The organism is Streptomyces sp. NPDC092369 (genome assembly GCF_044755245.1).
Classification (GTDB): Bacteria; Actinomycetota; Actinomycetes; order Streptomycetales; family Streptomycetaceae; genus Streptomyces.
The window spans coordinates 113,827-135,472 of sequence record NZ_JBIVQP010000005.1 but is presented as its reverse complement, the minus strand read 5'-3'; the positions used below and the strand labels follow the sequence as shown (position 1 = coordinate 135,472).

Sequence of the window (21,646 nt, the reverse complement as noted above, 5' to 3'; positions counted from 1 at the left end):
CTTATCTCAAGTGGTCGCGGGTGTACGGGTGGTGGGTTCGAGCGTGTGCGGGGGTGGCAGCCGGGGCGGCAGGGCGCGGTGGTCGTCGAAGCTGGTCCGCAGCCGGGCCATGAGCCGGGTGAGCTGGGCGACCTCTTCGTCGCTCCAGTCGCTCAGCCGGTCGGCCAGCAGCTCGGTGGTGCGCTCGAAGAGCGCCTCCAGCTGGGCCCGCCCCGGCGCGGTCAGGCGCAGGATCCTGGACCTCTTGTCCGCGGGGTCGGGGGACCGGTCGATCCAGCCCTGCTCCGCGAGGTGCGCGGCATGCCGGCTGGTGACCGACATGTCCACCGCCAACAGCTCCGAGAGCTTGCTCATGCGCATGTCGCCGTACCGGCCCAGGAGGGTGAGCACGGCGACGCTGCCGCCCGGGCACTCGGCGGGCAGCACCCGCCCGAGCTCCCGTTTCACCGCTCCGAAAGCGCTGAACTGCTGGAGCAGTTCCTCGTACTGCGCCCGTTCGGCCATCACACCTCCCACGTTTGTTGCTCTAGGCAACCATAGGAGTCGTTGGTTGCTACAGGCAAACAAGAAGTCTGTGAACGGGATAAAAACTTGGCAAAGGCAAGTATTGCGAAAGTAAACGGGCAGGTGAGGTCGGCTGCGGGCCGGTCGCGGTCACCGACCTCCCCGCACTTGGGTCTCCCCCGAGCATTCGCTAGGGTCTCGGGCTATGGCTAACCCCCAGAACCCCCAGGGCAACCACGACCCCGCCGGCAGCACCCAGATGTTCCGCGCGTTCGTCGACGAGGGCCCGCAGGGCCGGCAGCCGGAGCCGGTCGCGGCGGCCGGTCCCCGCATCGGCCTGATCGTGGGCGTTGTCGTCGCCGTGGCGATCGTGGCCGCGGTGGCCTGGCTCGCCCTCATGTAACTCGCTCATGGCGGGCCACGGCCCGCTACCTCCACTGGACGGTGACGTCCCGCGTCTCGATGTGCATGCCCAGCGGCACGCGCCAGGCGTCGACGCACACCGTCCAGGTCTTCTCCCTGCGCGCTCCCGCCGCGATCGGCACCGGCAGCTCCACGGTCGACTCGACCGTCGCCCAGTCGATGCCGAGCGCGCCGATGACATGCGTCCCGAAGGTCACCGAGCCCGAACGCACCGCGCTGCCGCCCGAGTTGGCGAAGGCGACGGTCACGTCCTCGCACCACCGCTGGTCGGTGGCCTCGCGCGTCGGCTCGCCCCAACTCAACGCGGCGGGACCGGCGGCCGACCCGCCGGGCGTGGGAACGGTCGTGGGCTTGCCTGTGGGGGTACGCGTAGGGACGGCCGAATTCCCGTTCGTACGACTGGGCTTGGCGCCGCCGCCGACGGAGGTTCCGGCGGAGTCGCCGGAGGCACGGTCGCCCGCGCCAGGTGCCGTCTGTGAGGCGCTGGGCGAAGTCCCGCTCCGGGCGCGGGTGTTGCCCTCCTCGCGCGGCCCGTCCAACGGCACCAGCGTCACCCCGCCGACGGGCGTCGTCGCCGTACCGGACGCCTGAGGCGTGCCGCCCGCCGAACCGGTGGCGACGTATCCCTCGCCCCCACCGCCCCCGCACGCGGTCAGCGCGGCGCCCAGACAGACGACGGCCGCCGACGTACCGAGTACGGCACCTCGACGGCCATGTGTCCGTGTCGTCCGAAGCATCGCGCCATGGTGGCTGACACTCCGTCAAATAGGAACCCTCAGGAGCCCCTTGAGCACCTTCCGGGATGCTCTCGGTCGCTCTCAGTCGGAGATCAGCAGGCCTTCCCGCAGCTGCGCCAGGGTCCGGGTCAGCAGCCGGGAGACGTGCATCTGGGAGATGCCGACCTCCTCGCCGATCTGCGACTGGGTCATGTTGGCGAAGAAGCGGAGCATGATGATCTGCCGCTCGCGGGGCGGGAGTTTGGCCAGCAGCGGCTTCAGGGACTCGCGGTACTCCACGCCTTCCAGCGCGGTGTCCTCGTAGCCCAGGCGGTCGGCCAGGGAGCCCTCGCCGCCGTCGTCCTCCGGGGCGGGGGAGTCCAGCGAGGAGGCCGTGTACGCGTTGCCGACCGCGAGGCCGTCGACCACGTCCTCCTCGGACACGCCCAGGACCGCGGCGAGTTCGGGGACGGTCGGGGAGCGGTCCAGCTTCTGCGAGAGCTCGTCACTGGCCTTGGTGAGGGCCAGTCGCAGCTCCTGGAGCCGGCGCGGCACGCGCACCGACCACGAGGTGTCGCGGAAGAACCGCTTGATCTCGCCGACCACCGTCGGCATCGCGAACGTCGGGAACTCCACCCCCCGTTCGCAGTCGAAGCGGTCGATCGCCTTGATCAGGCCGATGGTGCCGACCTGGACGATGTCCTCCATCGGCTCGTTGCGGGAGCGGAAACGCGCGGCGGCGTAACGCACCAGCGGGAGGTTGAGCTCGATCAGGGTGTCCCGGACGTAGCCGCGTTCGGGGCTGTTCTCGTCCAGTGCGGCGAGCCGCAGGAAAAGGGAGCGGGACAGGGTGCGGGTGTCGATGGCTCCCGACGTGGTCGGGAGGGCCGGGGCCGGTACGGCCTCAAGGGCCGTGACGTCGTTGAGAACGGCGTCGGGCGCTGACTCGCTCTTCGTGAGCGTGAGCACCTTGGAGCTGCCCTGGTCTGCGGACATGCCACCCCCTCTGGGTCGCGGGACGGTCGTGGCCGATGGTCCCCTGATGAGGAGTTCAGCCTTCACCTGAATACCGGCGCCGAAGCTCCGGCAAACGCTCTTCCGGCAGAATGTCACATGTCGGCAACACGCTGTAGTGACATGTCGACATGGGAGATGCGAAACGGCCCTGGAAAGAGGGGTTATGAGGCTCTATAGGCGCAGAACCATGGGGAAGCGCCCTGGTGAGCGATTCGCTCGTGACGGTGACAACTCGACCCCGCGTGCGAACTGCGGTGTTCCGGTGTGTGCGCCCGTGCGCCTCTTATGCCTCGATCCGATTGGCGGATCGCAGCCGCTGGAAGCTACGCGCGAGTAGCCGGGATACATGCATCTGTGACACACCGAGTTCCGCACTGATCTGCGACTGGGTGAGATTGCTGTAGTAGCGCAGCAAGAGGATTCGCTGTTCGCGTTCCGGGAGTTGGACCAGGAGATGGCGGACCAGATCGCGGTGTTCCACGCCGTCCAGAGCCGGGTCCTCGTAGCCGAGCCGGTCGAGCAGGCCCGGCAGTCCGTCGCCCTCCTGGGCGGCCTCCAGCGAGGTCGCGTGGTACGACCGGCCGGCCTCGATGCAGGACAGCACCTCGTCCTCGGAGATGCGCAGCCGCTCGGCGATCTCGGCGGTGGTGGGGATGCGCCCGAAGGCGGTCGTCAGGTCCTCGGTCGCGCCGTTGACCTGCACCCACAGCTCGTGCAGCCGGCGCGGGACATGGACGGTGCGGACGTTGTCGCGGAAGTAGCGCTTGATCTCGCCGATGACCGTCGGCATCGCGAAGGTCGGGAACTGCACGCCCCGGTCCGGGTCGAAGCGGTCGATGGCGTTGATCAGACCGATGGTGCCGACCTGGATCACGTCCTCCATCGGCTCGTTGCGGGAGCGGAAGCGGGCGGCGGCGTAGCGCACGAGCGGGAGGTTCGCCTCGATCAGCGCCCCGCGCACCCGGTTGTGCTCCGGCGTACCGGGCCTGAGCTCCTTGAGCTCGCCGAAGAGCACCTGGGTGAGGGCCCGGGTGTCCGCGCCGCGGCGCCGCTCGGGGGTCTGGATGGGCGGCGCCTCTTCCTGGGGCGGCGCAGTACTGGCCGACACGGTCAACGCCACCTCTTCATCGGTTCTGCTTCGGTCAACGCTCGGGTCAACCCATCGGTCAACTCATCCGTCAAAAGCGGTCATAGCATCACAAGACATGTGCACTGTGTGCAAGCACCGCATAACACCGTGTTGAGGGCGAGTTGGGGCGTAAGACGCGAAAAGGCCCCCAGCCGTTCCCGGCGGAGGGCCCAGAAAGGTGCCGATCAGTACGTGTAATCGGCGATCACCCAGGTGGAGAACTCCTTCCACAGCGCCACCCCCGCCTGGTGCTCCGGGTGCTCCACATAGCGGCGCAGGGCGTCCGCGTCGTCGAAGCCGGAGTTGATGGCGAAGTCGTACGCGATGGGCCGGTCGCTGAGGTTCCAGCCCAGTTCCCAGAAGCGGATCTCGGGGATCTTCGCATCCAGCGACCGGAAGGCCTCGTAGCCCGCCTCGACCCGCGGGTCGGCACGGTCGACGCCCTCGGCGAGCTTGAAGAGGACGAGGTGGCGGATCATGCGCGCTCCTTGTTCGAGCCGGTCTCAGTGCGCCCCGTCGGCGAGCCAGGTGAAGAAGTCGCCGATGGCCTTGGCGGCGTCCGATATGCCCTCGAACCCTATCTGGACGTAGTCCGCGGCCTTGGCGGGATCGGTGATGATCACGTACAGCGCGAAGACCACGAGCACATAGACGGCGATCTTCTTCGAATGCACCGCCACCGCGGCCTCCCCCTGAGACTGAAGTGCCCATCGGGGCCCCTGTTGTCGGCGGTGAGTGTAACCGTCCGAGCATCTTGTATGACCAACGGCTCGCAGGTCGACGGGCTTTCGCGACCTACGGCCGACGGGCGGCCCACAGCATGAAGAGGACGCACGAAGGGGACGCACGAAGGGCCCCGTCTCTCGACGGGGCCCTTCTCAAGCGGTAGCGGAGGGATTTGAACCCTCGGTGACTTGCGCCACACTCGCTTTCGAGGCGAGCTCCTTCGGCCGCTCGGACACGCTACCGAGAGAGACCTTACCGCACGGTGGGCCGTGCTTCGAAATCGGTATTCGACGGCCCCCGGGGAGGTCAGCGGTCCCGGAAGAAGTCGGTCAACAGCCGGGCGCACTCGTCCGCGAGCACGCCTTCGATCACCTCGGGACGGTGGTTGAGCCGGCGGTCGCGCACGACGTCGAAGAGCGAGCCGGCCGCGCCGGCCTTCTCGTCGCGGGCGCCGTAGACGACCCGGTCCACCCGGGACTGGACGAGCGCGCCCGCACACATCGTGCACGGCTCCAGGGTGACGACCAGCGTGCAGCCGGCCAGCCGCCACTCACCCAGCCGCGCCGCGGCCCGGCGCAGCGCCAGGACCTCCGCGTGCGCGGTCGGATCCCCGGTGGCCTCCCGCTCGTTGTGCCCGCCCGCGAGCACCGTCGTCCCGTCCGGGGCCAGTACGACCGCGCCCACGGGCACGTCCGTACCGGCCTTCCGGGCCTCGTCCAGGGCGAGCCGCATCGCGGCCCGCCAGCGGTCCCGTACCGGATCGGGACCGCCTGCCGCGGTCGGCGAGGTCAGCGGACGGTCTCCAGGACCTCGGAGGCGCCCAGCGCCTCGGCGATCGAGTTGAGCGCGTCCTCGTCCAGGGCGCGCAGTTCCTTCGGACTGACACCGAGGTCGTCGAGGATCTCGCTGTCGCCCACGGGGCCCTGCGGCACCGCGTCGGCGGACGGGGTCTCCTCGTCGTCGTCGTCATCCTCGTCCTCACCGTCCTCGGTGCCGTCGAGGTCGAGGGCGTCCAGGTCGGGGCCGTCGTCGCCGGGATCCCTCCCGAGCAGTTCGTCGGTGAGCAGCAGCTCCCCGTACGAACTGCGGCTGGCGGCGGCGGCGTCGGAGACGTAGACGCGGGGGTCCTCCTCACCGTCCACGCGGACGATGCCGAACCACGAATCCTCCTGCTCGATGAAGACGAGAACGGTCTCGTCCTCCTCACCGGAGGACTCCCGCGCCAGATCGGCAAGATCCGACAGCGTCTCCACATCGTCGAGCTCTGTGTCGCTCGCTTCCCACCCGTCTTCGGTGCGCGCGAGCAGTGCGGCGAAGTACACCGTGACTCTCCCACTGGTCATAGGCGTGCCGGTTGGGGGTCCCCCCGGCGGAGGTCTTCGGGTGGGGAGAGCTGTGCTCCGAGCCCCGCCCACTCGGAATCGTGGCAGAAACAAGGCGTTCAGGGGACGTCTTCGGCTCCCTGTGTCCGGTGGTTTTGATCGCACGCACGCGTGCGCGTCGCCCAGCACTCACCAGCACACTCGTTGCCGCCAACAGCGGATCGTACGCGGCTTTTCCATGTGTCCACGCACGCCCACCTGGTCAACACCCGTACCCCGCTTGATCTTCCGCGTCGGGCCGACTACCAACGGAACGTGCGCATCCGCATCTGGTGTCGCAGCCGGGCCGTCTTCGCGCGCCGGGGCTGAACACGGTCGCGCAGTTCGCGGGCCTCGGTGAGTTCGCGCAGAAACCGGGCGCGGCGCCGTCGGCGCTCGGCCTCGCTCTCCTGCGGCCCCTGCGGGGGCGGTCCCGGCGGGGACGGATTCTGATCGGTCTCCCGATTCGGCAGGTCAGTCATCGGTTCACCACCCCAGTCCGTCCCTCCCACTTTCCCCCGGACGGGCGGTTTGATGCCAGCGCGAGCAGGGACGGAGCGGCGGCTACTGTTGTGGACATGCGTCTCCACGTCGTCGACCACCCCCTGGTCGCCCACAAGCTCACCACCCTGCGCGACCAGCGCACCGACTCCGCGACCTTCCGCCGCCTCGCCGACGAGCTGGTCACCCTGCTCGCCTACGAGGCCACCCGCGACGTGCGCACCGAACAGGTCGACATCACGACGCCGGTCGCCTCCACCACGGGCGTCAAGCTCTCCTACCCCCGCCCCCTGGTGGTGCCGATCCTCCGCGCGGGCCTCGGCATGCTCGACGGCATGATGCGCCTGCTCCCCACCGCAGAGGTGGGCTTCATGGGCATGGTCCGCGACGAGGAGACCCTCCAGGCCTCCACGTACGCCACCCGCATGCCCGAGGACCTCTCGGGCCGCCAGGTCTACGTCCTGGACCCCATGCTGGCCACGGGCGGCACCCTGGTGGCGGCGATCCGCGAGCTGATCAAGCGCGGCGCGGACGACGTGACGGCCGTGGTCCTGCTGGCCGCCCCGGAGGGCGTGGAGGTCATGGAACGCGACCTGGCGGGCACCCCGGTCACGGTCGTGACGGCAGCCATCGACGACCACCTCAACGAGCACGGCTACATCGTGCCGGGCCTGGGGGACGCGGGGGATCGTCTCTACGGTGCGGCCGAGTAAGGCGCGGCGGGTTTTTCGCCGGAGGGGTCCCGTGCGTGGGCGTCCGACCGCCCGTCGTGGCTGATCGCGCAGTTCCCCGCGCCCCTGAGACCGCGGCTCCGCCGCGCGGGCGCGACCAGCCACAACGGATCCGCACCCGCCCCACAACAGGCACCCCTACGACGAACAGGCGCCCCTCAGCAACTCTTCTTCGTCGAGGCGGCCGCAGACGAGGGCTTGGTCAGCGCGGCCAACGCCCTGTCCGCGGCCGCCTTCGGAGTAAGCGCCTTGAACTTGTCCCCGACGATCAGATCGAGCTCGGCGCCCTTGCGGGACGCCACCGCGCGCTGCTCAGCCGTGGAGAGCTGCGTGCCCAGTACTGGCAGAGAGGTCTTCAACGCCGACGAAGGCCCGAGCAGTACCCCGCTCCCCTTCACCTTCTTGTCGAACTCCTTGCTCGCGTTGCCCACGTCCCCGATCTTGAACCCGCGCTTCTTCAGGGCGTCCGCCGTGTCCTTCGCCAGCCCGCTACGAGCCGTCGCGTTGTAGACGTTGACGGTGATCTGCCCAGGCTTCGGCACGGAGACCGACGTGGTCGCCCCGCGCACCCCCGGAGACGGACTCGCGCACTCCGCCTTGGAGCCCGCGGCAGACGCCTTGTCCCCACCCCCGGTGAAGACATCGATGAGCTGCAACGTGCCCCAGCCGAGCAGTCCGAGCGCCGCGGCGGACGCCACCACGGTGACCGCAAGCCTGCCGCGCCGCCGGCGCTGTCGCATGCGCGGGTATTTGTCCCCCGTGATCCGGTACTTGCCGCCCATGCCTGGGGGAGTCAGCATGCTCATGTGCGCAGCGTAGTGCGCCCGAGCGGCGATGCCTACTAGATGATCATTGGACGCCACGCAGGTGAACCCGAAAGGGCCAAGCCTTTACCGACAGGCTTCTGAAAAGCGCGAGTCAGTGCAGTTCTCAGTCCAGTTCGAGGACGCGCGCGTGCAACACCTGACGCTGCTGGAGTGCCGCCCGTACCGCGCGGTGCAGTCCGTCCTCCAGGTACAGGTCGCCCTGCCACTTCACGACATGCGCGAAGAGGTCGCCGTAGAACGTCGAGTCCTCGGCGAGGAGGGTCTCCAGGTCGAGCTGCCCCTTGGTGGTCACCAGCTGGTCGAGACGGACCGGGCGCGGCGCGACGTCCGCCCACTGCCGGGTGCTCTCCCGGCCGTGGTCGGGGTACGGACGGCCGTTTCCGATGCGCTTGAAGATCACACGGAAAGCCTACCGGTCGAGACGTTCCGGGCGCAGCCATGGCGACGGAGTGCGACGCTGGAAAAGACGTGTCGAAACAGGGCAAACCGGGAACAGGGGTCCGACATGAGCGACAGCGAGACCGTGCCCGCGGCCACGACCGGTGAGTCAGCAGAGAGCGCTCCCGCGCTTCCGCAGGGCGCTCTGGAGATCGCAGCCGGGTACGCCTTCACCGGACCGGCTCTCGACCTGGGCGCCCTCATGTGGGAGGGGCGGTGCCTGCCGGACGCGCAGATCCGCATCCCGCTGCCCATGCTCAACCGGCACGGCCTGGTCGCGGGCGCCACCGGCACCGGCAAGACGAAGACGCTCCAGCTGGTCGCCGAGCAGCTCTCGGCGCAGGGCGTCCCGGTGTTCCTGGCCGACGTGAAGGGCGACTTGTCCGGGATGTCGGCGCCGGGGGCGGGAGACGACAAGGTGCGGGGGCGGGCCGGCGAGGTCCACCAGGAGTGGACGGCGACCGGCTTCCCGGCCGAGTTCTACGCGCTCGGCGGCCTCGGTCACGGCATCCCGCTGCGGGCCACGATCACCAGCTTCGGCCCGGTCCTGCTCTCCAAGGTGCTGCAGCTCAACCAGACCCAGGAGCAGTCGCTCGGCCTGATCTTCCACTACGCCGACACCAAGGGCCTGGAACTGCTCGACCTCAAGGACCTGCGCGCGGTCGTCGCCTTCCTGACCTCGGACGAGGGCAAGGCGGAGCTGAAGAACATCGGCGGCCTCTCGACCGCCACGGCCGGCGTGATCCTGCGCTCCCTCACGGCCTTCGAGGCGCAGGGGATGGCCGACTTCTTCGGGGAGCCGGAGTTCGACACGAGCGAGTTCCTGCGGACGGCGGCCGACGGGCGCGGAATGGTCTCGGTCCTCGAACTGCCCGCCGTCCAGGACAAGCCGCAGCTCTTCTCCACCTTCCTGATGTGGCTGCTGGCCGACCTCTTCCACGACCTGCCCGAGGTCGGCGACGCCGACAAGCCGAAGCTGGTGTTCTTCTTCGACGAGGCGCATCTGCTCTTCAACGACGCCTCGAAGGCCTTCCTGGACTCGATCACGCAGACCGTCCGGCTGATTCGCTCGAAAGGGGTCGGCGTCTTCTTCGTCACGCAGACCCCCAAGGACGTACCGTCCGACGTCCTCGCCCAGCTCGGCAACCGCGTCCAGCACGCGCTCAGGGCCTTCACCCCCGACGACCAGAAGGCGCTGAAGGCCACCGTGAAGACCTTCCCGAACTCGGCTTACGACCTTGAGGAGTTGCTCACCGGACTCGGTACCGGTGAGGCCGTCGTCACCGTGCTGAGCGAGAAGGGCGCCCCCACCCCGGTCGCCGTGACCCGGCTGCGCGCGCCGGAGTCCCTGATGGGCCCGATCGAGGCGACGGCCCTGGACGCGGCGGTGAAGTCGTCGTCGCTGCACGGACGTTACGCACAGGCTGTGGACAGGGAGTCGGCGTACGAGAAGCTGACGGCGGCGCAGGAGAAGGCGGCGCAGGAGAAGGCGGCGACGGAGAAGAGCCCGACCCCCGCCAAGCCCCCGGCGTCCAGGCCCGCTGCCTCCAAGGCTCCCAAGGAACCGCCGTCCATGGTCGAACAGGTCGTCGGCAGCGGGATGTTCAAGTCGCTGGCCCGGTCCGTCGGTACGCAGATCGGCCGTGAGATCACGCGCTCGCTGTTCGGGACGGCCCGGCGGAGGCGCTAGCGGCTCCGCCGGGCCCGCGGGTCAGCGCTCCCGTTTCGCCGATGTCCGCTCGGGTTGGGGCTTCTTCACGGCCGGTACGGCCGGTACGGCGGCCGGTTTCGGCTCGCTGCGGACGGCCTCGGCGCGCAGCAGGGCGCGCAGGATCGCGTACGGGTCTGTGGGCATGGCTGAAGTTCCTTGCGTCGCGTACTGAGGGACCTTGCTCGCGTGGGGGAGCGGGTCTGTCAGCAGCGCAGGACCACGGTGCGCAGGACGTCCGGGACGTGCGGGGGGACGGCGGCGGAGAGGACCTTCGGTCGGTACGGCGCCGGGGCCGGCAGAGGTGTCGGGCGCAGCGGTGCGTCCGGTCGTCGGGCGACCGTGCGGACCAGGGGCGGCAGGGCCGCCTCCACGGCGTCGTACTCGACGCTCTCGACGGCCACCGGGGTCGGCGCGGCCGTGGCCGTCTCCCCTGGCACGAGGAGGACGAGGAGCAGCATGAGCACCCGCAGCCAGGCGCGGCTGTGCGGGTGACGGCGTGCGGTGCTCATGCTGGGGGTGTCCCCGGCAAAACGCCGGATACGTGACGTCACCCGCGATATACGCCCACTTGGCGTACGCCTTGTTACACCGTGTGCGGCACTTCCTGGGCGCGTCCCTTGATGCGGATCGCGGTCATGATCTCGACGACTCCGACCGCGACCAGCCAGATGCCGCCGACCAGGGTGAGGACGGCGACGGACTCGAAGGGGGAGTCGATCAGGACGATGCCGGCGACGAAGGTGAGGATCCCGAGGAAGACCTGCCAGCCGCGGGCGGGCATGTACTGGTCGGACGCGGCGGCCAGGGTCTGGGTGATGCCGCGGATGAGCCAGCCGATGCCGATCCACAGGGCGAGCAGCAGGATCGACTGCATCGGGCCGCGGAAGCAGAACAGGCCCAGCAGGATCGACAGGGCGCCGCTGATGAAGGCCAGTACGCGCAGCGAGGTCGACTTGTGGGTGCCGAAGGCGGCGGCGAGCTGGAAGATGCCGCTGATCACGAGGTAGAGGCCGAACAGGACGCCGGCCGCGAGCAGCGAGGCGCCCGGCCAGACCAGCACGAGGACGCCGAGGATCAGGGACGCGATGCCGGTGACCAGGACGGCCTGCCAGGCGGCGCGGGAGAGGGCGTGCAGGGGCCCTTCGAAGGGCGGTTCGGGTTCGGTTCGGCCCGGCGCGTGGGCGGCGGCCGCGTGGACCTCGCGGTCGTCGTACTCCGGGCCTCGGGGGGAAGCACTCGGCTCAGTCATATTCCATGTTTGGACCGTCCGACGCCCCGGCGCCACCCCTGGGACCCACACGGCTGACGCGAGCCGGACGCTTGCCGGAGGGCTGCTCGACCGACCGCTCGCCGGCAACTGGACGGGCCGCTCGCCGGTCGGCCGCCGGGCCACTGCGTGGGCCGCCTGTCGGCCGCTCGACGGTCCGCTCGCTGGTCGGCGGACGTTGCTCGACCGGCCGACTGCTGGGTGGGTCGTTCGACAGCGTTCGCCCGCCGGCCGATCGACGGGCGAGGAGCGGCGGCTATTTCCCGGAGGGCTTCGCCGCCTTCGCCGCCGCCTTCATCTCCTGCTTGTGCGCGCGCACCTTGGCCAGCGATTCCGGGCCGGTGATGTCGGCGACCGAGCGGAAGGACTTCGTCTCGCCGTACGCGCCGGCCGCCTCCCGCCACCCCGTGGGCTGGACGTCCAGCTGCTTGCCGAGCAGCGCCAGGAAGATCTGTGCCTTCTGCTTGCCGAAGCCGGGCAGCTCTTCCAGGCGCCGCAGCAGTTCACGCCCGTCCGTCACGCCCTTCCAGACGAGCTCGGCGTTCCCGTCGTAGTGCTCGACGAGGTACTGGCACAGCTGCTGGATCCGCTTGGCCATGGAGCCCGGGTAGCGATGCACGGCCGGCTTCTCGGAGAGCAGCGCGGCGAAGGCCTCCGGGTCCTGCGCGGCGATCTCGTGCGCGTCCAGATCGGTGGCGCCGAGCCGGTCCGCGATCGTGCGCGGCCCCTTGAACGCCCACTCCATCGGAACCTGCTGGTCCAGCAGCATCCCGGTCAGCGCGGCGAGCGGGGAACGACCGAGGAGTTCGTCGGCCTCGGGGTCCTGGGCGAGGTGCAGGGTGACGTCCATGCCCCGATTTTCGCCCGTACGCCGTCAGCTCGCGCGCCAGTACCCGAGCGCGTGCGTCCGCTCCTTCGGCACGCCCAGCTCTTTGCGCACGTAGGCGGAGAGCGCGCGGGTGGTCCGCGTGTCGCAGGCGATCCAGACGTACGGCGAGTCGCCGGCCGCCAGCGCCTTCGGCAGATCGGCACGCACCTGGTCGACCAACTCCCCCCGCCGCACCCGCCGCACCTCGTGCCGGTCGGGGTCGGCGCGGAAGGGCAGGTCGTCCGCGCCGCCCTCGAACCAGACCGTCGCCGGGACCGAACCGAACGCGTCGAGCAGGGAGTTGATCGCGGGCAGCGAGGCCGGGTCGCCGATCGCGAGGACGTGGGTGGGCGTCGGCGCGGGCTCCTCGAAGCCGGTGCCCTGGACGGTCGCGTCGATGGTGTCGCCGGGCTGCGCGGCCCGGGCCCAGTCACTGGCGGCGCCCTCGTGCAGGGCGAACTCCATGGCGAAGGTGCCGGTCGCCGGGTCCGGGTCGACCAGGGTGTACGCCCGCTGGTGCGGCTTGCCCGCGTTGGTGAACCACAGCCGGACCCACATGGTCGGGTGGACGCCGGTCGCGGCGAGCAGGCCGCCGTCGGTGAGGCGCAACCGGCGGTAGTCGGGTGTGACGTCCTCGGCCCCGGTCACCGTCAGCGTGAAGTCCTTCGCCCGCATCAGCCGAAGGACCGTGCCCTCCCAGCCCCGCCCCTGCGCCATGCCGTCTCCACCCCTCGCGTACGATTTCTCCTCGACTTACTTAGGTGAGGCTAACCTAAAGAACAGTGAGGACACAGGGTGGGGACCGAGATCTACCGAGACGCATGGGGCATCCCCCACCTGCGCGCCGATTCCGCCCTCGAACTGGCCCGTGCCCAGGGCCGAGTGACGGCCCGCGACCGGGCCTGGCAACTGGAAGTCGAACGCCACCGATCCCAAGGCACCTCGGCGTCCTTCCTTGGCCCGGAGGCGGTGGCCTGGGACGTCTTCGCCCGCCGAGCCCGCCTTACGGACACGGCGAAGCGCTGCTTCGAGTCCCTGGAGCAACGGGACCCGGAGACGGCGGAGTGGGTACGGGCGTATGTGGCCGGAGTGAACGAGGGCCTGGCGGCCGTCGCGGGGGCCGCCGATGTCTCCGCCGCTTCGGGGAGGAGGGGCCCGAGCGGCGCCCCAGAGCACGAGTGCCCATCGGCGACCCGCGCGAGTGGAGGGCCGACGGGCGCCCCGGGCGGCGACGCGCTGTCCGCCGCGCCGGTGGGCGAGGAGTTGTCCCCCGCTCGGGTGGGCGAGGAGTGGTCCGCCGCTCGGGTGGGCGGGGAGTGGTCCGCCGCTCGGGTGGGCGAGGAGGCATCCCACGACCCCGCCGGCGAGACGGCGTCTGCCGATCCGGGTAACGCAGGGGCGTCCGCCGGCCCGGGTAACGGAGCCGCATTCGCCGACCCGCGGAGCGAAGCCGCCCCGGAGCCGGGTATCGCAGGGGCGTTCGCCGGCCCGAGCAAGGGAGCCGCATTCGCCGACCCGCGGAGCGAACCCGCCCCGGAGTTCGCGCGTGCCGGTCTGGTTCCCGGCCGTTGGGAGCCCTGGACGCCGCTCGGGGTCTGGCTGGCCACGCACATCCTGTTCGCCGGGTTCCCGGCCAAGCTCTGGCGGGAGGAGGCGGTGCGGCTGCTGGGCGAGGAGGCGGTCGGGCTGTTCGCGACCGACGGACCCGGTACCTCCGGGAGCAACGGCTGGCTGGTGAGCGGGGCGCGCACGACGACCGGTCACGCGGTGATCGCCGGCGACCCCCACCGCTTCATCGAGGACCCCGGCGTCTACCAGCAGATCCACCTCTCCTGCCCGGAGTTCGACGTCGTCGGCCTCGCCGTCCCCGGCATCCCGGGCATCGCCCACTTCGGCCACACCGGCACGGTCGCCTGGGCCATCACCAACGCCATGGCCGACTACCAGGACCTCTACCGCGAACGCCTCCGCCGCACCGGCGCCGGCATCGAGGCCCTCGGCCCCGACGGCCACTGGCACCGGGCCTCCCGGCACACGGAGACGGTGGAAGTGGCCGGCGAGCCCCCGATCGAGATCGAGGTGATCGAGACGGAACGGGGCCCGGTGATCGCGGGCGGCCCGGAGGGACTGGACGAGGGGTTCGTGGGGGACGAGGGCCACGCCGGATCGCGGTCTCTGGGTGTGCCCGTCTTCGCGGAGGCCTCCGGAGGTTCCGGTGTCGGCGATTCCATGGGCGATGTGAGGCCTGCCGAGCCGCGGTCTCCGGGTGTGCCCGCCTCCGCGGGTGCCTCCGGGGGTTCCGGTGTCGGCGATTCCGTGGGCGATGTGAGGCCTGCCGAGCCGCGGTCTCCGGGCGCCCCCGTCCCCGCGGGCGTCCCCGTCCCCGCGGGCGTCCCCGCCCCCGCGGGCGTCCCCGTCCCCGCGGGCGTCCCCGCCCCCGCGCGTGCCTCCGATCGTTCGGGCGTCCTCGGCTCCGAGGGCGATACGGGGCCTGCAGGGCCCGAGGAATCGGGCATCCCCACCCCCGCGAGCACCGCCGAGGCCCTGGACAGCCCCCTGCCCGGCGTCGCCGTCCCGGCCGAGGCGCGATCAGCAGGCGGTGCCACCTCCGCAGGCCCGCAGCCGCCCGGCACCACCCCATCGGTCGCGGTGCATCCGCCCGGCGCCGCCCGAGCCGCCGCGCCGCAGGCTCCCGGATCCAACCCTCTCTCCACCTCCCTCACCTCCCACACCTCCCTCACCTCCCTCACCTCCCTCACCTCCCTCGCCATCCCCCTGGCCCTCGCCCTCCGCTACCCGCCCCGAGTCACCTCCGACCTCGGCTTCAGTGCTCTGCTCCCCCTCCTCCGGGCCCGCAGCGTCGACGACGTCGATCGGGCCGTCGACCTGTGGGCCGAGCCCGTGAACGTCGTGCAGGCCGCCGACACCGACGGCGGCACCCTGCACCGGGTCGCCGGGCGGGTGCCATTGCGGGCCGAGGCCAATCGGGTGCGGCTCGTCAACGCCTGGGAGACCGGGCACGAGTGGCAGGGGTGGCATCGGATGCCCCGGGCCGGGCTCCGTGACGGTGTCGCCGTCATGGCCAACCAGCGCGGACCGGCAACCCCGTTGGGTGTCGAGTTCGCGGCCACCCACCGAGCCGACCGGATCGCCGCCCTGCTGGGGGAGAAGGACCGGTGGGCGCCCGGCGACATGGCGAGGATCCACATGGACACCCATCTCGGCTCCGCCGGGCCCCTGTTGGACCACCTGGCCGCCCTCACCGACCTGTCCCCCGAAGCCGTCGCCCTGCGTGACCGTCTGCTGCGCTGGCACCGCCGTATGGACGCGGCCGACGCCGACGCGGGGGCCTACGCGGCGGTGCGCGGCGCGGTCGTACGCCGGCTCGCGGAGCACGAGGTGTTCGCCGGGCTCGCCGTGCCGCCCGCCTACCCCGACGTCTTCCAGCCCTGGCTCGCCCTGCTCCCCCGCATCGCCTTCGCGCTCGAACACCTGCTGCGCGCCGAGGAGTTGTACGGGATCGACCGGGCCGTGGTCGTGCGGGACGCCCTGGAGGAAGTCGCCGGTTCCCCCACCGACGTGCCCTGGGGCGCCACACACCGCCTCGCTCCCTGGCGGGCGCTCCCGCAAGTCCCGTACGACGAACCCGGGTTGTCCGGCGATCACGACTGCGTGCTGTGCACCTCGGCCGTGCCCGGGCTGACCGACCTGAGCGCGCGCGGGCCGGCCGCCCGGTACGTGTGGGATCTGGCGCGGCGCGAGGACAGCCGGTGGGTGGTGCCGTTCGGGGCCTCGGGCGTGCCCGGTTCGGACCATCACCGCGATCAACTCCCCTTGTGGCTCAGGGGAGATCTCGTCCCGGTCGTCACCGACTTCGACCGGCTGACCGAAGAGACCACCGAGGAAGACCTCAAGGAGACCGATGACAGTGATGAGACCGGTGAGACCGGTGAGACCGGTGTCTGATGCCTACCGTTCCCGTCCCGCCGTCCACGAGCAGGACGTCGACGGCTTCGGCACCGTCCGCGTGCTGCCCCTCGACCCGCCCGCCGACGCGGACGTGCTGCACGCCTGGGTGGCCGAGGAACGCGCCGCCTTCTGGGGCATGAACGGCCTCACGCGCGACCAAGTCGCCGACATCTACGCCCACATGGCCACGCTCGACACCCATCACGCCTTCCTGGTCCTCAAGGACGCCGAACCGGTCGCCCTGCTGCAGACCTACGAGCCCGAGGCGGACCGCGTGAGCGAGTGCTACGAGGTCCGGCCCGGTGACATCGGCATCCACGTGCTGCTCGCCCCGGCGGGGGACGCGGGCGCGCGCGCCGGGTGGTCGGCGGCGCTGCTGGGGGCCGTAGCGACGTATGTGCTGAAGACGCTCGACCGGCCGCGGGTCGTCGTCGATCCGGACGTGCGCAACGAGAAGGCGATCGCGCGGTTCCTGCGGCACGGGTTCGAGGCGGGGCCGGTGGTCGTGCTGCCGGAGATCGATCTGCCGGACGGGCGTCTGCCGGAGAAGAAGGCCCAGCTGGCGTTCCTTTCGCGGGAGGTAGCCTTCCCCGGGTGACCCCCGAGGACCTCGTCGCCCACTACGGACTGGAACCGATTCCGCGTGAGGGCGGGCTGTTCAGACAGACCTGGGCGGGCCCGGAGCGCGCGGACGGCCGGCCGGCGGGCACCGCGATCGTCGCCCTGCTGACGGCGGACGACTACTCCGCCCTGCACCGCCTGCCCACCGACGAGATCTGGCACTTCTACCTCGGCGACCCGCTGGAGCTGCTTCTCCTGGCCCGGGACGGGACCTCCCGCACGGCGGTCCTCGGACCGGATGTGCTGGGCGGCCAGCGGCCTCAACTGACCATCCCCGCCGGGACCTGGATGGGCGGGCGGGTCGTCGCGGGCGGCGCGTGGTCGTTCTTCGGCTGCACGATGGCGCCCGGGTTCACCTACGAGGGGTACGAGCACGGGGACGCGGCCGAGCTCACGGCGCGGTATCCCGACCGGGCCGACCGGATCGCGGGACTGTGCCGTCCATGAGCTTGCTGGAAGGACAGACCGCCCTGGTCACCGGCGCGGGCGGCGGCATCGGCCGGGGCATCGCGCTGCGCTTCGCCGAGGAGGGCGCGGCGGTCGCCGTGCACTGCCGTACGGCGGTGGAGGCGGCCCGTGAAGTGGCCGCGCGCATCGAGGCGACGGGCGGCCGGGCCGTGGTCCTGCGCGCCGATCTCACCGACGCGGACGCGTGCGCGCGGCTGGTCGGCGAGGCGGCCGAGTGGGGCGGCGGACGGCTGACGGCGCTGGTCAACAACGCGGGCGTACAGCCCGTGCGCGCGCTGCCGGGCATGACGGCGGACGAGTGGCGGGCGGTCGTCGACGCGAACCTGTCGAGCGTGTTCGCGTGCACGCAGGCCGCCGCGGAGGTCATGCGGGGGCAGGAGGGCGGGGGCTCCGTGACGCACATCGCGTCGGTCGAGGCCCGGCAGCCCGCGCCCCTGCACGCGCACTACAGCGCCTCGAAGGCGGCCGTCGTCATGCACGCGCGTGCCGCCGCCCTGGAGTACGGCCCGTACGGTGTCCGGGTCAACACGGTCTCGCCCGGTCTGATCGACCGGGAGGGGCTGGCGGAGTCCTGGCCGGAGGGAGTGCGGAGATGGCTGGACGCGGCACCGACCGGCCGCCTGGGCCGCCCCGAGGACGTGGCCGATGCCTGCGTGTTCCTGGCCTCACGGCTCGCCTCCTGGGTCACGGGCCACGACCTGGTGGTGGACGGCGGGGTGTCGGCGCGACCTACGTGGTGAGCGCCGGCGGGACACCGTCCGTGCACGTTGCGTGCGCGTGCGCGTGCCGGGCGTTCGCGGTCCGGCGTCCCCGGGTCCGCGTGGGCGCGCCGGGTGTGCCGGGTGTGCCGGGTGCGCCGGGTGTCAGGAGTGTGTCGTCGTGCCGTCGGAGGCCGTCGTGAGCGTTCGTGGGCTCCGCTGCGTACCTATCGGGACGGTGGCGAGTCCCAAGACGGAGTGTGGCGTGGGGTGTGACGGTGGACGCAGTGGACGGCAAGGGCGTCGAGGACTCTTCGGGCACCGGAGAGTTCAAGGGCTGGTGCTGCTGGGCTCCCTGCTGGTCCTGCTCGTCCTCGGCGCGGGACCCGCGTCGGCCCATGCCGCCCTCAAAGGGACCGATCCCGCCGACGGAAGCGTCCTCAAGTCCGCCCCCCGCAGCGTCACCCTGACCTTCACGGAGTCCGTCGGCCTGCTCGACGACTCCTTCCGGGTCCTGGACCCCGACAACCGCCGGGTGCGGATCGGCGAGGCCGGGCACGAACCCGGCGGCTCCGACACCGCCCGTGTGACGCTGCCCAAGGGGCTCGCCCAGGGCACGTACGTCGTGGCGTGGCGGGTCGTGTCGGCGGACAGCCACCCGGTGTCGGGCGCGCTGACCTTCTCGATCGGCAAGGCGTCCCCGACGGCCGCGGTGGCGGACGCGGGACCGGTCGAGGACCCGGCGACCGGCAGCCTCTACAACATCGGCCGCTACCTCGCCTACCTCGCCGCGGCCCTGCTCATCGGCACCGCCGCGTTCATCGCGCTGTGCCGCCCGTCGGACCGGACGCCGTTGCGCCGGCCGCTGGTGGTGGGGTGGTGGACTCTGGTGGGTTCCACGATCGCCCTGCTGGTCCTGCGCGCTCCGTACGAGGCGGGTACCGGCCCGGGGACCGCCTTCGACTCCGAGGCTCTCAGCCGCACCTTCACGGGCCGTCCCGGGCTGGCTCTGCTGGCCCGCCTGGCGCTGCTCGCGGTGGCCGCCGTCCTCGCCGTACGTCTGCGCGGGCGTGAGACCTTCTCGCGCCCGGCGCTCGCCGCCGGTACCGCACTCGCCGTAGGCCTCGCGCTCACCTGGGCCGCCGCCGAGCACGCGTCGGCCGGTATCCAGGTGCCGGTGGCGATGGCGTCCTCGGTGCTGCACCTGCTGGCGATGGCCCTGTGGCTGGGCGGACTCACCGCCCTGCTGCTGTCCCTGTACCGCGCCTCCTCGCTGCCCACGGCCACGGTCACGCGCTTCTCCCGGCTCGCCTTCGTCTCGGTGACCGTCCTGGTCGTCACCGGCGTCTACCAGTCCTGGCGCGGCCTCGGCTCCTGGAGCGCCCTCACGGGGACGACGTACGGCCGCCTCCTGGTCGCCAAGCTCTTCGCGGTCGTCCTGCTGCTGATGGCGGCCGGCATCTCGCGGCGCTGGACGGCGGCCATGGCGACGGCCGGCGCGGACATGGAGAGGGCCGCGGAGACGGTCGTACGAGAAGGCGTACGGGAGAGGGTTCCGCAGACCGTGGGCGGACCGGCGCTGCCGTCGTCGGGGGAGTCCGACGGGCCGGCGCAGGCGCCCGCGTCCGACGCGCACCGGCGTGGGCTGCGGCGGTCCGTGCTGGCCGAGGTCGCCATCGGTGTCGTGGTGCTGGTGATCACGACGATCCTGAGCGGCACGCTGCCGGGCCGGGCCGCGGCCGAGGCGGCCGCGCAGCCCGCGACGCAGGCGGGGCTGCCCGCCGCGTCCGTCACGACCATCCCCTTCGACGTCGGCACCCCGAACGGCAAGGGCAAGGCGCAGATCACCCTCGACCCGGGCCGGGTCGGCGACAACGGCGTGCAGGTCGTGGTGTTCGGCCCCGACGGCGGCATCTCCACCGTCCCCGAAGTGCGCCTGTCCCTGACCCTGCCCGCCCAGAAAATCGGTCCGCTCGACGCTCGTCTCACCGACCGCGGCGGATACTGGGCCAGTGACGATCTCACCGTCCCCATCGCCGGGACATGGGAGATGAAGATCACGGTCAGGGTCTCCGAACTCGATCAGGTAAGTGCGACGAAATCGGTACGCATCGTCGGTTAGCGCCATTTCAACGGCCATGCCACCCGCTCTTGTTCGAGGGTTCGGACGAAACGATCACCGTTGTGTCGGTCACGTTTCCACAAATGTGGACGTGACCCCTTGACCCATGACCCGGTACGGGGCTGTTATTACCGCCACGATGTTCGGTCGAGTTGGTTTCTGGTCGGTTTCGACTTTTTTTCGACGCGGCAGTATCTCCGAGACCGAACCCAGCCCTCAGGAGCCGTTGATGCGTGACCTCTCCCCCTCGGGTCTCTCCCTCACTGGTCCAAGTCGCCGTGGTGTGTTGCGCGGTGTCGGTGGCGCCGCGCTCCTCGCGGGCGCCGGCATACCCCTGCTGTCAGCCTGCGGCGACAGCGGATCCTCCTCCGACCCGAAGACGGTCAGCGTCGGCTCGAACCAGTCCGACGCGGTGCCGAAGAAGGCCTACGGAGCCCTCTACACGGCCTTCACCAAGCAGTCCGGGCTCACCGTCAAGGTGAACACCAAGGACCACAACACCTTCCAGGAGCAGATCAACTCGTATCTGCAGGGCACGCCGGACGACGTGTTCAACTGGTTCGCGGGCTACCGGATGCAGTTCTTCGCGCAGAAGGGCCTGGCCTCCCCGGTCGACGACGTGTGGGAGAAGATCGGGGCCAACTTCCCCGACGCGATGAAGAAGCTCAGCAAGGGCGCGGACGGCAAGTACTACTTCGTGCCGCTGAACACGTACCCCTGGGCGGTCTTCTACCGCAAGAGCCTCTTCCAGGAGAAGGGCTACACCGTCCCCGCCACGTGGGACGAACTGGTCGCCCTGTGCAAGCAGATGAAGAAGGACGGCCTCGTCCCGATCGCCTTCGGCGACAAGGACGCGTGGCCGGCCATGGGCACCTTCGACCAAATCAACTTCCGCCTCAACGGCTACGACTTCCACGTCGAGCTGATGGGCGGCAAGGCCTCCTGGACCGACGCCAAGGTCAAGGCCGTCTTCGACCACTGGGCCGAGCTGCTCCCCTACCACCAGGACGGTTTCATGGGCCGCACCTGGCAGGACGCGGCGCAGGGTCTGGTGGCGAAGAAGTCCGGCATGTACCTCCTCGGCTCCTTCGTGGCCCAGCAGTTCACCAACAAGGCGGACCTGGACGACCTCGACTTCTTCGCCTTCCCGGAGATCAACTCCGAGTTCGGCCAGGACACCGTCGAGGCGCCCACGGACGGCTTCATGGTCAGCAAGTCCCCGAAGAACCACGACGGTGTCGTGAAGCTGCTGGAGTATCTCGGCACCCCGGCCGCCGAGGAGCTGTACCTGAAGGGCGACCCGAGCGTCGTGGCGGCCTCCAACAAGGCCAGCACCTCGTCGTACACGCCGCTGCAGAAGAAGGCGTACGACATGATCAGCAGCGCCAAGAGCCTCACCCAGTTCATGGACCGCGACTCCCGGCCGGACTTCACCTCCACGGTGATGCAGCCCGGTCTGCAGAAGTTCCTGCAGAACCCCAAGGGAATCGACAGCCTGCTCTCGTCCATCGAGCGCCAGAAGAAGACGATCTTCGCGTCCGAGTGAGCT

The 21,646-nt window shown here is 70.8% G+C and carries 25 protein-coding genes and 1 tRNA gene; 9 read left to right on the top strand and 17 right to left on the bottom strand.

Annotated elements, in window-relative coordinates:
* Positions 1–6 precede the first annotated feature (6 nt).
* Positions 7–504, bottom strand: a complete 498-nt coding sequence (locus ACIQI8_RS28950) for a MarR family winged helix-turn-helix transcriptional regulator (protein WP_402356361.1) — start codon at positions 502–504, stop codon at positions 7–9.
* Between the two features lie 205 nt (positions 505–709).
* Here ACIQI8_RS28950 and ACIQI8_RS28945 point away from each other — a divergent pair, with 205 nt between their 5' ends.
* Complete coding sequence (locus tag ACIQI8_RS28945; protein ID WP_401719837.1) at positions 710–907, top strand: hypothetical protein; 198 nt, start codon at positions 710–712, stop codon at positions 905–907.
* Positions 908–932: 25 nt separating this feature from the next.
* Here the strand turns inward: ACIQI8_RS28945 and ACIQI8_RS28940 are convergent, their stop codons facing one another.
* The 9 genes from ACIQI8_RS28940 to ACIQI8_RS28900 all read right to left on the bottom strand — a co-directional run bounded on the left by ACIQI8_RS28940 (position 933) and on the right by ACIQI8_RS28900 (position 6,358).
* Positions 933–1,664: a hypothetical protein gene (locus tag ACIQI8_RS28940; RefSeq protein WP_402356358.1), complete on the bottom strand. Its 732-nt coding sequence runs from the start codon at positions 1,662–1,664 to the stop codon at positions 933–935.
* Positions 1,665–1,745: 81 nt separating this feature from the next.
* On the bottom strand, positions 1,746–2,639 hold the full coding sequence (locus ACIQI8_RS28935) for an RNA polymerase sigma factor SigF (protein WP_123999089.1): 894 nt from the start codon (positions 2,637–2,639) through the stop codon (positions 1,746–1,748).
* A 304-nt stretch (positions 2,640–2,943) separates the two neighbouring features.
* Complete coding sequence (locus ACIQI8_RS28930) at positions 2,944–3,780, bottom strand: RNA polymerase sigma factor SigF (protein ID WP_402356355.1); 837 nt, start codon at positions 3,778–3,780, stop codon at positions 2,944–2,946.
* Positions 3,781–3,974: 194 nt separating this feature from the next.
* Positions 3,975–4,268 carry a Dabb family protein gene (locus ACIQI8_RS28925; protein WP_402356352.1) on the bottom strand — a complete coding sequence of 98 codons (294 nt, stop codon included), beginning with the start codon at positions 4,266–4,268 and terminating at the stop codon, positions 3,975–3,977.
* 24 nt (positions 4,269–4,292) lie between these two features.
* Positions 4,293–4,469 (bottom strand): hypothetical protein, encoded by a 177-nt coding sequence (locus tag ACIQI8_RS28920; RefSeq protein ID WP_185146105.1) that lies wholly within the window; start codon positions 4,467–4,469, stop codon positions 4,293–4,295.
* Between the two features lie 203 nt (positions 4,470–4,672).
* A tRNA-Ser gene (locus ACIQI8_RS28915) sits at positions 4,673–4,757 on the bottom strand.
* Between the two features lie 64 nt (positions 4,758–4,821).
* Positions 4,822–5,247 carry a nucleoside deaminase gene (gene tadA / locus ACIQI8_RS28910; RefSeq protein ID WP_402356349.1) on the bottom strand — a complete coding sequence of 142 codons (426 nt, stop codon included), beginning with the start codon at positions 5,245–5,247 and terminating at the stop codon, positions 4,822–4,824.
* Positions 5,248–5,303: 56 nt separating this feature from the next.
* Positions 5,304–5,837 (bottom strand): hypothetical protein, encoded by a 534-nt coding sequence (locus ACIQI8_RS28905; protein ID WP_402357913.1) that lies wholly within the window; start codon positions 5,835–5,837, stop codon positions 5,304–5,306.
* Between the two features lie 302 nt (positions 5,838–6,139).
* Entirely contained in the window at positions 6,140–6,358 is a 219-nt protein-coding gene (locus tag ACIQI8_RS28900; protein WP_402356346.1) for a hypothetical protein, read from the bottom strand.
* Between the two features lie 96 nt (positions 6,359–6,454).
* Between ACIQI8_RS28900 and upp the strand changes: the two genes are divergently transcribed.
* Complete coding sequence (gene upp / locus ACIQI8_RS28895; RefSeq protein ID WP_401719809.1) at positions 6,455–7,090, top strand: uracil phosphoribosyltransferase; 636 nt, start codon at positions 6,455–6,457, stop codon at positions 7,088–7,090.
* Between the two features lie 176 nt (positions 7,091–7,266).
* Here upp and ACIQI8_RS28890 read toward each other — a convergent pair whose 3' ends face one another.
* Together ACIQI8_RS28890 and ACIQI8_RS28885 are read right to left on the bottom strand one after the other, a co-directional pair.
* Positions 7,267–7,914 (bottom strand): LytR C-terminal domain-containing protein, encoded by a 648-nt coding sequence (locus tag ACIQI8_RS28890; RefSeq protein WP_402356342.1) that lies wholly within the window; start codon positions 7,912–7,914, stop codon positions 7,267–7,269.
* Positions 7,915–8,038: 124 nt separating this feature from the next.
* A complete protein-coding gene (locus ACIQI8_RS28885) occupies positions 8,039–8,335 on the bottom strand; it encodes a type II toxin-antitoxin system VapB family antitoxin (RefSeq protein WP_003999914.1) in 297 nt (98 codons plus the stop codon).
* 105 nt (positions 8,336–8,440) lie between these two features.
* On the opposite strand from ACIQI8_RS28885, the gene ACIQI8_RS28880 reads away from it, so the two are divergent.
* A complete protein-coding gene (locus ACIQI8_RS28880) occupies positions 8,441–10,063 on the top strand; it encodes a helicase HerA-like domain-containing protein (protein WP_402356338.1) in 1,623 nt (540 codons plus the stop codon).
* A gap of 21 nt (positions 10,064–10,084) precedes the next feature.
* Here ACIQI8_RS28880 and ACIQI8_RS28875 read toward each other — a convergent pair whose 3' ends face one another.
* The 5 genes from ACIQI8_RS28875 to ACIQI8_RS28855 form a co-directional block, all read right to left on the bottom strand.
* On the bottom strand, positions 10,085–10,228 hold the full coding sequence (locus tag ACIQI8_RS28875; RefSeq protein ID WP_402356335.1) for a hypothetical protein: 144 nt from the start codon (positions 10,226–10,228) through the stop codon (positions 10,085–10,087).
* A gap of 59 nt (positions 10,229–10,287) precedes the next feature.
* The gene (locus ACIQI8_RS28870) at positions 10,288–10,593 is read right to left on the bottom strand and encodes a hypothetical protein (protein WP_402356332.1); all 306 of its coding nucleotides are present in this window, start codon (positions 10,591–10,593) and stop codon (positions 10,288–10,290) included.
* 74 nt (positions 10,594–10,667) lie between these two features.
* The gene (locus ACIQI8_RS28865; protein ID WP_402356329.1) at positions 10,668–11,333 is read right to left on the bottom strand and encodes an HdeD family acid-resistance protein; all 666 of its coding nucleotides are present in this window, start codon (positions 11,331–11,333) and stop codon (positions 10,668–10,670) included.
* A 274-nt stretch (positions 11,334–11,607) separates the two neighbouring features.
* On the bottom strand, positions 11,608–12,201 hold the full coding sequence (locus tag ACIQI8_RS28860; RefSeq protein WP_402356326.1) for an HhH-GPD-type base excision DNA repair protein: 594 nt from the start codon (positions 12,199–12,201) through the stop codon (positions 11,608–11,610).
* A gap of 24 nt (positions 12,202–12,225) precedes the next feature.
* The gene (locus ACIQI8_RS28855; protein WP_402356323.1) at positions 12,226–12,936 is read right to left on the bottom strand and encodes a siderophore-interacting protein; all 711 of its coding nucleotides are present in this window, start codon (positions 12,934–12,936) and stop codon (positions 12,226–12,228) included.
* A 78-nt stretch (positions 12,937–13,014) separates the two neighbouring features.
* Between ACIQI8_RS28855 and ACIQI8_RS28850 the strand changes: the two genes are divergently transcribed.
* From ACIQI8_RS28850 to ACIQI8_RS28825, 6 genes are all read left to right on the top strand, one after another.
* Positions 13,015–16,185 (top strand): penicillin acylase family protein, encoded by a 3,171-nt coding sequence (locus ACIQI8_RS28850; RefSeq protein ID WP_402356320.1) that lies wholly within the window; start codon positions 13,015–13,017, stop codon positions 16,183–16,185.
* A complete protein-coding gene (locus ACIQI8_RS28845) occupies positions 16,178–16,786 on the top strand; it encodes a GNAT family N-acetyltransferase (RefSeq protein WP_402356317.1) in 609 nt (202 codons plus the stop codon). Before ACIQI8_RS28850 ends, ACIQI8_RS28845 begins: the two co-directional genes overlap by 8 nt.
* Positions 16,783–17,256 (top strand): cupin domain-containing protein, encoded by a 474-nt coding sequence (locus tag ACIQI8_RS28840; protein WP_402356314.1) that lies wholly within the window; start codon positions 16,783–16,785, stop codon positions 17,254–17,256. Before ACIQI8_RS28845 ends, ACIQI8_RS28840 begins: the two co-directional genes overlap by 4 nt.
* Positions 17,253–18,017 carry an SDR family NAD(P)-dependent oxidoreductase gene (locus ACIQI8_RS28835; RefSeq protein WP_402356311.1) on the top strand — a complete coding sequence of 255 codons (765 nt, stop codon included), beginning with the start codon at positions 17,253–17,255 and terminating at the stop codon, positions 18,015–18,017. The genes ACIQI8_RS28840 and ACIQI8_RS28835 overlap by 4 nt, the downstream gene beginning before the upstream one ends.
* Before the next feature lie 298 nt (positions 18,018–18,315).
* Positions 18,316–20,097, top strand: a complete 1,782-nt coding sequence (locus ACIQI8_RS28830) for a copper resistance CopC/CopD family protein (protein ID WP_402356308.1) — start codon at positions 18,316–18,318, stop codon at positions 20,095–20,097.
* Between the two features lie 229 nt (positions 20,098–20,326).
* Entirely contained in the window at positions 20,327–21,643 is a 1,317-nt protein-coding gene (locus tag ACIQI8_RS28825) for an ABC transporter substrate-binding protein (protein WP_402356305.1), read from the top strand.
* Positions 21,644–21,646: the final 3 nt, after the last annotated feature.

Coding starts and splice junctions, on each gene's coding strand:
- ACIQI8_RS28875 (WP_402356335.1), bottom strand. CDS start 10,228: ATGCCCACAGACCCGTACGCGATCCTGCGCGCCCTGCTGCGCGCCGAG.
- ACIQI8_RS28860 (WP_402356326.1), bottom strand. CDS start 12,201: ATGGACGTCACCCTGCACCTCGCCCAGGACCCCGAGGCCGACGAACTC.
- ACIQI8_RS28950 (WP_402356361.1), bottom strand. CDS start 504: ATGGCCGAACGGGCGCAGTACGAGGAACTGCTCCAGCAGTTCAGCGCT.
- ACIQI8_RS28835 (WP_402356311.1), top strand. CDS start 17,253: ATGAGCTTGCTGGAAGGACAGACCGCCCTGGTCACCGGCGCGGGCGGC.
- ACIQI8_RS28870 (WP_402356332.1), bottom strand. CDS start 10,593: ATGAGCACCGCACGCCGTCACCCGCACAGCCGCGCCTGGCTGCGGGTG.
- ACIQI8_RS28940 (WP_402356358.1), bottom strand. CDS start 1,664: ATGCTTCGGACGACACGGACACATGGCCGTCGAGGTGCCGTACTCGGT.
- ACIQI8_RS28890 (WP_402356342.1), bottom strand. CDS start 7,914: ATGAGCATGCTGACTCCCCCAGGCATGGGCGGCAAGTACCGGATCACG.
- ACIQI8_RS28935 (WP_123999089.1), bottom strand. CDS start 2,639: ATGTCCGCAGACCAGGGCAGCTCCAAGGTGCTCACGCTCACGAAGAGC.
- ACIQI8_RS28855 (WP_402356323.1), bottom strand. CDS start 12,936: ATGGCGCAGGGGCGGGGCTGGGAGGGCACGGTCCTTCGGCTGATGCGG.
- ACIQI8_RS28865 (WP_402356329.1), bottom strand. CDS start 11,333: ATGACTGAGCCGAGTGCTTCCCCCCGAGGCCCGGAGTACGACGACCGC.
- ACIQI8_RS28945 (WP_401719837.1), top strand. CDS start 710: ATGGCTAACCCCCAGAACCCCCAGGGCAACCACGACCCCGCCGGCAGC.
- upp (WP_401719809.1), top strand. CDS start 6,455: ATGCGTCTCCACGTCGTCGACCACCCCCTGGTCGCCCACAAGCTCACC.
- ACIQI8_RS28880 (WP_402356338.1), top strand. CDS start 8,441: ATGAGCGACAGCGAGACCGTGCCCGCGGCCACGACCGGTGAGTCAGCA.
- tadA (WP_402356349.1), bottom strand. CDS start 5,247: ATGCGGCTCGCCCTGGACGAGGCCCGGAAGGCCGGTACGGACGTGCCC.
- ACIQI8_RS28825 (WP_402356305.1), top strand. CDS start 20,327: ATGCGTGACCTCTCCCCCTCGGGTCTCTCCCTCACTGGTCCAAGTCGC.
- ACIQI8_RS28925 (WP_402356352.1), bottom strand. CDS start 4,268: ATGATCCGCCACCTCGTCCTCTTCAAGCTCGCCGAGGGCGTCGACCGT.
- ACIQI8_RS28900 (WP_402356346.1), bottom strand. CDS start 6,358: ATGACTGACCTGCCGAATCGGGAGACCGATCAGAATCCGTCCCCGCCG.